Source organism: Rhizobium sp. BR 249 (assembly GCF_047445895.1).
Taxonomy (GTDB): domain Bacteria; phylum Pseudomonadota; class Alphaproteobacteria; order Rhizobiales; family Rhizobiaceae; genus Rhizobium.
Genome location: NZ_JARWKX010000006.1, coordinates 212335 through 223881 on the forward strand (window position 1 = coordinate 212335; position 11547 = coordinate 223881).

Below are 11547 nucleotides of genomic sequence, written 5' to 3' on the forward strand. Positions count from 1 at the left end.
CCTGAATGCGCTCATCTAATCTGGAAACCGTGCGCTAGCGGATCACGATCGTCAACAAAAATGGTGTTATGCCCGATGACCCGCGCCCAGCCTCCGATGCTCGGGAGAATGCCGCGATAAGGCCCGATCTTTGCCTCGGCTTCCACCCGGCCCTCGAAGATGGTTCCGATCAGGCTTTCATGACGATAGCGCGACCCGACGGTAAGCCGTCCCTTCCCATGGAGCTGCGCCATGCGCGCCGAAGTGCCGGTGCCGCCCGGCGAGCGATCGATGGCCTTCTCGCCGTAGAAGACCGCACAGCGCCCGTCCGAAACATCGTTCACCGGGCGGTCGCACCAGATCGCGTGGTGCACGCCCGATATCCTGGCATCGTCGGGATGAACGGGATTGCAGACATCGGCAAGTGCTGCCCGGAGCTTCTGGCTGCAGCCGACGATGTCGGATGCGCTCATGCCGTCAAGCCCGCTCCAGTTCTCCTGCGGCTCGACGACCGCATAATAATTGCCGCCATAGGAAATATCGACGCGCAGGCGGCCCATTCCTGGCACATCCACCGCGACATCGGCCTCATGGAGATAGCTCGCGACATTGTGGAGACGAACGGAATCGACATATCCATCCTTCACCTCATAGGTGACGTCGACCCTGCCCGCCGGCGTTTCGATGGCGACCCTTCCGGGCTCACGCGGCTTGACCAATCCTTCTTCGATCGCGGCGGTCACGGTGCCGATGGTGCCGGCGCCGCACATCGGCAGGCAGCCGCTCACCTCGATGAAAAGAACGGCGAAATCGCAATCCTGGCGATAGGCCGGATAGATGATCGATCCCGACATGATGTCGTGCCCGCGCGGCTCGAACATCAGCGCCTTGCGCACCCAGTCATGGTCGCGGACGAAGATCTCCCGTCGTTCGCCCATGGGCAAGTGCGGCAGCAGTGGACCGCCGCCGGCAACGAGGCGGACCGGGTTGCCGCAGGTATGGGCGTCGATGCAGAAGAAGCTGTTTCTCATCCCGTCAATCCTTGCTCATCTCGCCTTCGGCAGACTGCCGCGGTCGAGCAGGCCGCGCGACAGCCGGTCGAGCAGCAGGGCGACCGCGACGATCGCAAGGCCCGCCCGCAGGCCAAGCCCCATCTCCATGCGCGTCAGGCCGCGCGTCACTTCCGCGCCGAGACCGCCGGCGCCGACGAGGCCGGCGAGCACGACCATCGCCAGCGACAGAAGGATGCACTGGTTGAGCCCGACGAGCAGCGTCTGCTTGGCGAGCGGGATCTCGATCTTCCAGAGGATCGAGCGCGGCGGCGCGCCGATGGCGCTGCCGAGCTCGATGAACACCTTCGGCACCTGGTTGAAGGCGAGTGTCGTCAGGCGCAGCATCGGCGGAATGCCGTAGACGATGGTGGCGATGATGGCCGGCACGCGCCCGAGGCTGAAGATCATCACCGCCGGAATGAGATAGACCCATGGCGGCACGGTCTGCATCACGTCGAGGATCGGGCGAACCACGGCCTCCAGCGTCTTGTAGCGCGAGCAGAGCACGCCGATCGGGAAAGCGATCAGCACGGAGATCATGACGGCGACGGTGACCAGCGCGAGCGTCTGCATCGATGCCGTCCACAGCCCGACGAGAAGGCAGAAGCCGAGGCAAAGGCCGGCAAGGATGGCGGCGCGCAGGCTGACGGCGAAGAACGCCAGGACGACGACGATCGCGATCAGCGCAAAGGGGGGCACGAAGAGAAGCGCCGCCTCGATTGCCGAAAGGACCGCTTCGACGACAGCGCTGATCGCCGCAAAGAGCGGGTGAAGGTTGGTGTTGAGCCAATCGACCGCAGGCGCGAGGAAAGCGCCGGGCGAAAACTGCAGGTTCGCAGGATTCATGACTTCCTCCCTGTTCCCAGGCGGGCAGCGCTCTGGGTTATCCGGTCAATCACCATGGTCAATACCACGATGGCGATCGCGCCATTGATCGAGGTCGCGATGTCCAGCGTTCTGATCGCGCCATAGATCGTCTCTCCGAGCCCGCCGGAGCCGACGATGCCGGCGATGACCACCATGCCGAAGGCCATCATCAGGCTCTGGTTGATGCCTGCCATGATGCTCGGCAGCGCAAAGGGAAGGCGGATCTTGAAGAACATCTTCGCCGGCGTCATTCCGAGCGCCTCTCCGAGTTCGATGAACTCCTTGGGCGTCATCCGGATGCCGAGAGAAGTCAGGCGGATGGCCGGAGGCACGGCGACGATCACCGTCGCGATCATCGCGGTGGCAGGGCCGTAGCCGAGCACGGCGATCGCCGGCAGCAGGTAGATATAAGGAGGCAGCGTCTGGATCAGGTCGAGGCCCGGTTCCATGAAGCGGTCGAGGCCGGTAAAGAAACCAGCGGCAATGCCGATCGGGATGCCGATCGCCAAAGCGAGCGAGGTCGCGGTCAGCACCAGACCCAGCGTGCTCATCGTTTCCGGCCAGAGACCCATGGAAAAGCAGAGCGCCAATGCGACGCCGGCGAGAGCGCCGAACCAGACATTGACCAGCCGCCAGCCGATGAGCGCCACGATGAGGGCGATCACGTAAAAGGGTGGAAGCTGCAGGAGCCACAGGATCCCGTCATAGAGCCCTTCGAGCACCTGCCTGATATAGTCGAACAGGAACTCGCCATTGTCGCTCACCCATTCGAGCGCCGAGTCCGTCCATTCGTCGAAAAGATCGGTGAAGGCTGAAGTATCCATCTCAATACCTCCAGTTGGGATCACGCCGCCGTCAGATCGTGGGCGGAGGTTCCCTTGACGCCCATCAGCAGGCTGCGCGGCGTGACGACGCCGACGACCTGATCGTTGTCGACGACGGCGATGGCGTCGCGCTCCGACTGCATCGTCAAGGTGATGAGCTCGTCGATGTCGGCGTCCGGCGTCGTGCGCGCCAGCGACGCGATATCGGAATTCGGCGCGCCCTGCTGGAACTCGGAAACGCTGCGCATGACGGAATGCGCCTTGATCAGGTGAAGGCGGGAAATGCCCGCGACGAATTCGGCCACATAGGCGTCGGCCGGATTGAGGATGATTTCCTCGGCCGTGCCGGTCTGGATGATGACGCCGTCCTTCATGATGGCGATGCGGTCGCCGATGCGGATCGCCTCGTCGAGGTCATGCGTGATGAAGACGGCCGATTTGCCGAGGGCTTTGGTCAACTGGCGGAATTCATCCTGCAGCTGGCGGCGGATCAGCGGGTCGAGGGCGCTGAACGGCTCGTCCATCAGGATGATCTCGGGATCGGAAGCCAGCGCGCGCGCAAGCCCGACGCGCTGCTGCATGCCGCCGGAAAGCTCGCCCGGATACCGGCTCACCCAATCGGCGAGGCCGACCTTCTCGAGTGCTGCGGCGGCAGTCTTGTTTCGCTGCGGTTTCGCGATCCCCTGGACTTCCAGTCCGAAGGCCGCATTTTCCAATACCGTGCGATGCGGCAGGAGGGCGACGCTTTGAAACACCATGCCGATGTTCTTGGCCCGCATCTGCCTGAGATCGGCCGGCGACAGGCTGGCGATGTCCCGTCCCTTGACGAGGACCTTGCCGGAGCTCGGCGTGATCAGCTTGTTGAGAAGGCGGATGAGCGTCGATTTTCCGCTTCCCGACAGGCCCATGATGCAGAAGATTTCGCCGCGGCGGACCTGGAGGCTCGCCTCGGATACACCGACGACGCAGTTGAATTCCTGCAGGACTTCCTTCTTGCCGAGGCCGCGTTCCCTGATCGATTTCATCGCAGCGGCGGACTTGGCGCCGAAGACTTTCCACAGGGACTGACAGTCGATCAGGACATCATTGAAATCGGTGTTTACGGTTTTCATGGCGATCCCCTTTGAGCCAATTGGCGCCGGCTTCTTTCATTGGGCTTCACGGTGGCCGCCCGGTGGAGCGGACGGCCACGAGGCGTCTTAGTTCTTCTTGATGTTTTCCCAGCGCTTGATCAGGTCGGCATGGGCGCCGATCCAATCCTGCACGGCCTGGTCCATGGTCTTGCCGTCCTTGACCGCACCGTTGATGGTGGTGATGTCGGCGATCGGCACGTAGACGCTGGCCATGACCTCGCGAGCATGCGGATATTCTTCGGAGAAGCCCTTATGGCCAATCCAGTAGTAGCTCTGCGGCGGCGGGAATACGCCCTTCGGGTCTTTGAGGTACTTGACTTCGTACTTCTGGACCATCCACGACGGCTCCCAGATCGTGACCGCGATCCACTCCTGGCGGTCATAGGCGGATTTCAGCGCCGCCGTCATCGCGGCCGTGCTGCCCTCGACGAGCTGGAGCTTCAGGCCGTAGTCCTTGACGGCATTCGCCGTATCGCGCATCAGGCCGGCGCCCGGCTCGATACCGATGATCTTGCCGCCGAACTTGTCGGCGTTTTCATTGAGCTGTTCCAGCGAGTCGATCGGAACATATTTCGGAACGGCAACGCCCTGGTAGAGGCCGTGCGAAACCGGCGAAATCTTTTCGAGACGGTTCTTGTTCTTGTCCCAGTAATCCTGCGCGACATAATCCGTCTGCGAGGTGAGAGCCTGGATATCGCCCTTGGCGAGAGCGGCATAGGCGATGCCCCATTCGGAGAACTCGGTCACCTTCACCGTGTAGCCGGCGTCTTCGAGAACCTTCTTGGTGATGCCGGTGATCGGCGTCAGGTCTTCCCACGCCATCGTGCCCAGATTGATCGTCTTTTCTTCCGCGCGAGCGGGAAGGATGCTGATCCCCACCATCGCAGCGGCGCAAAGCGCCTTCCACAAATTTTTCATTGTTGTTACTCCTGTTTTACGTTCCCTTTGAAGTCTGCTGACGGGCAGCTTCATATTGCGTGACCCGAGGGATCATCCCTCGCGGCCTGCACGCAATTCCTGAAAGCGGATGACCGAGTTGACGCCGAGCCACGCGATGGGCTCGGGCGGCAGTCTGGTCGGTTCCGGCTGGTTCTTGAATTTGTCGAGCTCCGGACTGCCGGCGCCCGATGCCAGGTCGGCCGCCATCATTCCCGCAAGCGTGCTCTTGACAGTGCCGAGACCGTTTTCGCAGCAGGCGGAAAACAGCCCTTCTTCGACCTCGCCGAAGGCCGGCACATGGTTGCGGCTGAGGCAGAGCGCGCCCGCCCAGCTATATTCCATCGGCAGGCGCTCCATCCCGGGAAACCGGGCGTCGAAGGACCGGCGCTGCTCGGCGGCGATACCGGCGACGCGCTTTTCCGACACTTTGAGGCTCGGGTCGTAGGTGAACCGTGTCCTAACGACGATCCTCGAACGGCCGTCGGTGGTGATCTTGCGCACCGTCGCACCCATCGGATCGGCCGGCAGCAGCGCCCAGCGATCGACGCCGGTGACATCGCCGCCGAATTCGTTCTGGGAAAAAGCCGCCGTCATCGAGGCGTAGGTGAAGATATGCATCAGCCGGCCGCGGAAATGGCCGAAGCTTTGAATATGGCCGTTCACGCCCAGAATGACCTTCGGTGCGGAAACCGAGCCGCGGGCGGTCTTCGCCTTCCAGCTCCGGCCTTCGCGCGAAAGCTCCAGCACCGGCGAGTGTTCGTGGATGGCGACCTTCGAGGAAAGGCCGCGCGCCAGGCCGCGAATATAGTCGGCGGGCTGGATCATCACCGCGCCCGGCGTATAGAGCCCGCCGCGATAATAGTGCGATCCCGTCATCTCCCGCATCTGTTCGGCGTCGAGAACGCGATGTTCCTCGCCGATCTTCTCCAGCGACTTCCTGTAGTTGTCGTTGAGCCCGAGCCCGCGCTCGGAGGCGGCCGCATTCACCTTGCCCGAGGGGTCGAAGGTTTCCCTGGACAGGCCGTATTCGGCCGCGACATCCGATGCGAAGGAAATCGCCATGCGGTTCTGCCGGATCTCCTCCTTGGTCGCCTCTTCGTCGGATACCGAATACTCGCCCGAGGACAGGTTGTGCGGCACGTCGATCATGAAGCCGGAATTCCTGCCGGCCGGTCCCTTGGCGAGTTCGCGCGCCTCCAGGATGACGATCTTGTCCTGAGGGCGCGACTGCGAGAGGCGGCGTGCCGCCGACAGGCCGGCAAATCCGCCGCCGATGATCAGCCAGTCGGCGGTTATGTCGTGTTCAAGCGCCGTCACGGGAAAGGCGCGTTCGCTCATCGCCTCCCATCCCGAGACACCGGTATCGGTCGGCAGGTGCTTGATCACATGTCGGCTCATCGGATCGTCTCGTCGACAGACCGTTCGGATACGTCGATCCAGATGGTCTTCAGTTCGCAGTAATTGTCGTGGGCGAAGATCGACTTGTCGCGGCCGCCGAAGCCGGACTCCTTGTAGCCGCCGAACGGCGTGCTCGCATCGCCCTCGCCGAAGCAGTTGACGGTGACCAGACCCGCACGAATATCCCTCGACACCCGGATCGCATTGCGCAGGCTGCCCGTGTAGACCGACGCGGTCAGGCCGTAATTGGTGTCATTGGCCAGAGCCACGGCTTCGGAGAGGGTCTCGAATGTCGTTACCGACAGGATCGGCCCGAAAATCTCCTCCTTGAACAGGCGGCTGGCAGGTGTGACGCCGTCAACGACCGTGGGCTCGATGTAGACGCCGTCCTGGGTTTGCCCGCCGAAGGCCAGCGAAAGCTTCTCGCTCTTCACGTCGTCGAGGAACGACCTCACCTTTTCGAAATGGCTCTTGCTGACGAGCGCACCGATGCGGTTTTCCGGATCGAGCGGATCGCCGGTCTTCCACTCGCGCATATAGGCGCCGATCCGCTTGAGGAGTTCGTCCTTGATGCTGGCGTGAACGATGAGGCGCGAGGATGCGCTGCAGTTTTCGCCCATGTTCCAGAAGGCGCCGTTGACCACCTGCTCGGCGACGAGATCGAGGTCTTCAGCGTCTTCAAGCACCACGGCCGGGTTCTTGCCGCCGCATTCCAGCACCACCTTCTTGAGGTTGGAATCGGCGGAGTAATGGAGGAAACGACGGCCGGTGGGAGTCGATCCGGTAAAGGCGACCATGTCGACGTCCATATGCAGGCCGAGCGGTTCGCCGACATCCTTGCCGCTGCCGGTGACGACGTTGAAAACGCCTGCCGGGATGCCGGCCTCGAGCGCCAGTTCGGCGACACGCAGCGTCGTCAGCGTGGTTTCCTGGGCGGGCTTGACGATCACCGAGCAGCCGGCGGCGAGCGCCGGCGCGATTTTCCAGGCGAGCATCAGCAGCGGGAAGTTCCATGGCAGGACGCAGGCGACCACGCCGATAGGTTCACGAACGACCATCGCCAGCGCATTGGGGCCGACGGAATTGGTGTTGTCGTACAGCTTGTCGATCAGCTCCGCATGCCAGCGGATCGTGTGGATCGTGTCGGGGACATCCACGGTCTGGCACTCGCGGACCGGCTTGCCGCTGTCGAGGCTTTCCATGACGGCAAGCTCGTGACGGTTCCGCTCCAGCAGCTTTGCGAACTCGATCAGCGTTTCCTTGCGCGCGCCAGGCGTCAGCTGACGCCAGCGGCCATCGTCGAAGGCTTCGCGGGCCTTGGCGACGGCATAGTCGACGTCGCCTGCATCACAGGCAGCGATCTCGGCGAGGAGTTCGCCGGTTGCGGGATTGGTTGATTTGAAGGTCTTGCCCGACTTCGCCGGACGGTACGCGCCGTCGATGAAGGCATTGGTGGGCAGAGTGAGGTCTTTGGCGAGTGCCTTGTATTCGGCGGCGGTCAAAGGTTCATGCATGGTTGGCTCCCGACGTGATCTGGGCGACCGTGCGCTTCAAAGTGGCGACGACAGTCTCAAGGGTTCTTTTCTCTTCGGAGGTCATGCCGCGCAGCGGCGCGCGCACCGGGCCCGCCTTCAGGCCGATGATCTCGCAGCCGTGCTTGATCGACTGGACGAACTTGCCGCATTCGAGGAAATCCATCAGCGGCAGCATCGCGCTCATGATCGCCCGGCCCTTGTCGAAGTTCTTTTCGACGACGCAGGCTTCGTAGAGGGCGACATGCTCGCGCGGCAGGAAGTTGGAGCCGGCGCAGACCCAGCTCTTCGCGCCCCAGGCGAAGAATTCGAGCGCCTGGTCGTCCCAGCCGCAGGACAGCGCGATATGCGGAAACTTCCGGGCGAGCAGGTGAAGATTGCCCATGTCGCCGGAGCTTTCCTTGATGGCGACGACGTTCTTCGACTTGCCGACGCGTGAGAAATACTCCTCGCCCATCACCACGCCCATGCGGGCGGGATAGTTATAGAGCATGATCGGCAGGTTCGCGGCGCGGTCGACCGTCAGGGCATGAACCGCGTTTTCGCGCTCGGTCGGCAGCGCATAGGGCGGCGACGACACCAGGATCGCATCCGCGCGGATTTCCTTCGCCGCCTTTGCATATTCGACCGAATCCTCGGTGCGCGTGGCGCCGGTGCCGATGATGAGCGGCAACCGAGTTCCGATGACCTCTTTCGCGTAAGCCGCAAGCTCGAAACGCTCCTGGCCGCTCTGGGCGTAATATTCGCCCGTCGAGCCGCCGACGATGATGCCGTGGACGCCGGCCTCGATCAGCGATTCGAGCACGGCGGCAAATGCCGGCCGGTCGATCTGACCAGTCCGGTCGAGCGGCGTGATCGCCGGCGTATAGATCCCCTCAAATTTCACGATGACTTCTCCAATAATTGCGTGGCCGGACCGCCGACGAAGGCGTCCGCCTTGAGGCCTTGCGGAGCGATGAACATTTCCATGTTCTCGCGGGACAATTCCCAGTGTTCGAAAACGAGGTCGACGACGGCGTCCTCATCGTGAGCGCCAAGCGCTGCGATGAAGCTGTCGTGATGCTCGACGGCCAGCCGAAGCCGCCGCCGCATGTCCTCGTTCCTCGGCCGGAAGAACGTGTGGCCGATGCGCGCGTGGTCGATCAGCAGCCGGCCGAGGCTCGGCTGCATGTAGACGTTGCCCGACATCTCGCCGAAAATTTCGTGAAAGCGGTTGTTCTCCAGAACCATCGCCAGCGGGTCCATGGTCTCGCTGGCGGCGCGGAAGCGCTCCTGCGTCTGCCTCAGGTCGGACAATTGCGCAGGCTTGAAATTCTGCACCGCGAGACGGCCGATCGCCGCATAGATCATCGGCGCGACGAGGAAGAAATTCCGCAGCGTGGAGTGGTTCATCGGGATGACCCGCGCACCCCTGTTCTCGCGGATATCGATATAGCCCTCACCGGCCAGACGGCGGAATATGTCCCGCACCGGGGTCCGCGACAGGCCATACCTCTCGCTCAGGCTGACCTCGTCCAGATCGGCGTCCGGATCCAGCTCCATCGTCAGAATCTGGCGTTTCAGATCTTCGTAGAGATTGCTCTTGGGTGTCTTCGCCATCGTCGATCTCCGACCGCTCGTTGCCCTACGCTTGTGAAGATGACACGCCTCCCGGACGGAGTCAACAATTGTGTACTCTATGTACACATTCATTATTCAATAAATACACAATAAGCAAAAGGCATAGGGTTGAATGAGGGGAGGCGACGGGCATGACGAAAAACCCCGCGGCGGAAACCGTCGCGGGGTTCGTCTCGTGGGCTATTGTGGCAGGTCGGCGAGATTGTCTCTGGCCGAGGTCGATCGCCGGCCTTCAAAGGAGCGCCTGTTTGGCGCTGCCCGAAGAATTATGCGGCGAGAGCGCCGCTCTTCTTGGCGGTCCAGGTGGCGATATAGTCCATCAGGCCGGGCGAGAGGCAATCATAGGGTTCGAGGCCCGATGCCTTGAGCTGCGCCCTGACGGCGTCCATCTTCGAAGGGTCGAAGCCGCTTTCGATGATCGACGAGACGAAGGCCGCGAAGCCGGGCTTCGCCCAGCCGCTTTCCTGGAAGCGCTCGGGATGAACGAACGACAGCCCCTGGAAGGGATGTTCGCGCTCGACCGGGCCGTACATATGCACGCCGCACTCCTTGCAGGCATGGCGCTGGATCAAGGCCGCGGGATCGACGACAGCGAGCTTGTCGCCGTTTTCGAGCACTTCGACATTTTCGGTCGGCGCCACCGCCACCACCGAGAAGGCCGCTCCCTCTGGCTTCCAGCATTTGGTGCAGCCGCAGGCGTGGTTGTGGGCGATGTCGCCCTTGATCCTGACCTTGACGGGATTGCTCGCGCATTTGCACACGAGCGTCCCGCCCGCAAAGGCGGCGTCAGTCGCTCGAAAGCCTGAATCCACTGCCGGATGAATGGCTATGCTGCTCATTGATTTTCTCCTTCCCTCCCTGGCCGTTTGCGTTATGCCCGGCCGAGCTCTGCAATCAATTTCCCAGCCTCTGCGCGTGCCAGCGCAGATGGTCTTCCATGAATGTCGAAATGAAGAAGTAGGAATGGCCGTAGCCTTCCTGCATGCGGAGCTTGAGGTTGATATCAGCCGCCTCGCAGGCTTGTCTCAACTCGTCGGGGCGCAGCCCATCCTCCAGGAAGCTGTCCGCCGTTCCCTGGTCGACGAAGAGTTCGGGGAAACGATGCCCGTCCTCGATCAGCGAGCAGGCGTCATAGGCCCGCCAGGTCTTTTCGTCGGCTCCGAGATATTTCCGGAAGGCCGGCTTCGACCAGCCGGAGACCGAGGGATGGCTGATCGGCGCGAAGGCCGAGCAGCTGCGGAAGCGATCCGGGTTCTTGAGCGCGATCGTGATCGCGCCGTGTCCGCCCATCGAGTGGCCGAAGATCCCCTGGCGGTCCATGTCGACCGGAAACTCAGCTGCAACAAGCTTCGGCAATTCGTCGGCGATATAGCTGTACATGCGATAATTCGCCGAATAAGGCGGCTCGGTGGCGTCGACATAAAAGCCGGCGCCCTTGCCGAACTGCCAGTTGTCGGCCTCATCGGGAACATGGTCTCCGCGAGGGCTGGTATCCGGGCAGACGACGATCAGGCCGAGTTCGGCGGCAAGCCGCCGATACTCGCCCTTGTCCATGACATTGGCATGCGTGCACGTCAGGCCGGACAGATACCACAGAACCGGCAGCTTGCCCTTGGCGGCCTGCGGCGGCACGAACACCGCGAAGGTCATGTCGCAATCGCAGGCCTCGGAGCGTTCGACGTAAACGCCCTGCGTGCCGCCGTAAGACTTGTCGGTCGAGATCGTCTTCATGCTCAATAGACCACCACGCCGCGGATCGATTCACCCTTATGCATCAGGTCGAAGCCCTTGTTGATGTCTTCGAGCGGCATGGTGTGGGTGATCATCGGATCGATCTGGATCTTGCCCTGCATGTACCAGTCGACGATCTTCGGAACGTCGGTGCGGCCACGTGCGCCGCCGAAGGCCGTACCCATCCAGTTGCGCCCGGTGACGAGCTGGAACGGACGCGTCGAGATTTCCTGGCCGGCGCCGGCAACGCCGATGATGACCGATTTGCCCCAGCCGCGATGCGAAGCTTCGAGCGCCTGGCGCATCACCTTGGTATTGCCGGTGCAGTCGAAGGTGTAGTCGGCGCCGCCGATCAGGTCGCCGTTGCGCTTGGTCATGTTGACCAGATAGGGCACGATGTCGTCGCCGACCTCCTTCGGATTGACGAAATGCGTCATGCCGAACTTCTCGCCCCAGGCCTTGCGATCCGGGT

At 62.5% G+C, this 11547-nt stretch carries 12 protein-coding genes; all 12 read right to left on the reverse strand.

What is annotated here, in order from left to right; genetic code table 11:
- Positions 1–11: 11 nt before the first annotated feature.
- Positions 12–1010, reverse strand: a complete 999-nt coding sequence (locus QD408_RS08410) for a 4-hydroxyproline epimerase (RefSeq protein ID WP_088684109.1) — start codon at positions 1008–1010, stop codon at positions 12–14.
- Between the two features lie 15 nt (positions 1011–1025).
- On the reverse strand, positions 1026–1877 hold the full coding sequence (locus tag QD408_RS08415; RefSeq protein ID WP_088684108.1) for an ABC transporter permease: 852 nt from the start codon (positions 1875–1877) through the stop codon (positions 1026–1028).
- Positions 1874–2722 carry an ABC transporter permease gene (locus tag QD408_RS08420; RefSeq protein WP_088684107.1) on the reverse strand — a complete coding sequence of 283 codons (849 nt, stop codon included), beginning with the start codon at positions 2720–2722 and terminating at the stop codon, positions 1874–1876. The genes QD408_RS08415 and QD408_RS08420 overlap by 4 nt, the downstream gene beginning before the upstream one ends.
- A 20-nt stretch (positions 2723–2742) precedes the next feature.
- Entirely contained in the window at positions 2743–3834 is a 1092-nt protein-coding gene (locus tag QD408_RS08425) for a quaternary amine ABC transporter ATP-binding protein (protein ID WP_088684106.1), read from the reverse strand.
- 87 nt (positions 3835–3921) lie between these two features.
- Entirely contained in the window at positions 3922–4773 is an 852-nt protein-coding gene (locus QD408_RS08430; RefSeq protein ID WP_414139005.1) for a glycine betaine ABC transporter substrate-binding protein, read from the reverse strand.
- Between the two features lie 72 nt (positions 4774–4845).
- On the reverse strand, positions 4846–6192 hold the full coding sequence (locus tag QD408_RS08435; RefSeq protein ID WP_414139006.1) for an NAD(P)/FAD-dependent oxidoreductase: 1347 nt from the start codon (positions 6190–6192) through the stop codon (positions 4846–4848).
- Complete coding sequence (locus QD408_RS08440) at positions 6189–7706, reverse strand: aldehyde dehydrogenase (protein ID WP_088684103.1); 1518 nt, start codon at positions 7704–7706, stop codon at positions 6189–6191. Before QD408_RS08440 ends, QD408_RS08435 begins: the two co-directional genes overlap by 4 nt.
- Positions 7699–8610: a dihydrodipicolinate synthase family protein gene (locus tag QD408_RS08445; RefSeq protein ID WP_414139007.1), complete on the reverse strand. Its 912-nt coding sequence runs from the start codon at positions 8608–8610 to the stop codon at positions 7699–7701. Before QD408_RS08445 ends, QD408_RS08440 begins: the two co-directional genes overlap by 8 nt.
- Positions 8607–9323, reverse strand: a complete 717-nt coding sequence (locus QD408_RS08450) for a GntR family transcriptional regulator (RefSeq protein WP_088684101.1) — start codon at positions 9321–9323, stop codon at positions 8607–8609. The genes QD408_RS08445 and QD408_RS08450 overlap by 4 nt, the downstream gene beginning before the upstream one ends.
- A 287-nt stretch (positions 9324–9610) precedes the next feature.
- Positions 9611–10183: an S-(hydroxymethyl)glutathione synthase gene (gene gfa, locus QD408_RS08455; RefSeq protein ID WP_414139008.1), complete on the reverse strand. Its 573-nt coding sequence runs from the start codon at positions 10181–10183 to the stop codon at positions 9611–9613.
- Between the two features lie 55 nt (positions 10184–10238).
- Positions 10239–11075 carry an S-formylglutathione hydrolase gene (fghA, locus tag QD408_RS08460; protein WP_414139009.1) on the reverse strand — a complete coding sequence of 279 codons (837 nt, stop codon included), beginning with the start codon at positions 11073–11075 and terminating at the stop codon, positions 10239–10241.
- A 2-nt stretch (positions 11076–11077) separates the two neighbouring features.
- Positions 11078–11547: zinc-binding dehydrogenase (locus QD408_RS08465; protein WP_414139010.1), on the reverse strand; the 470-nt coding region annotated here is incomplete at its 5' end.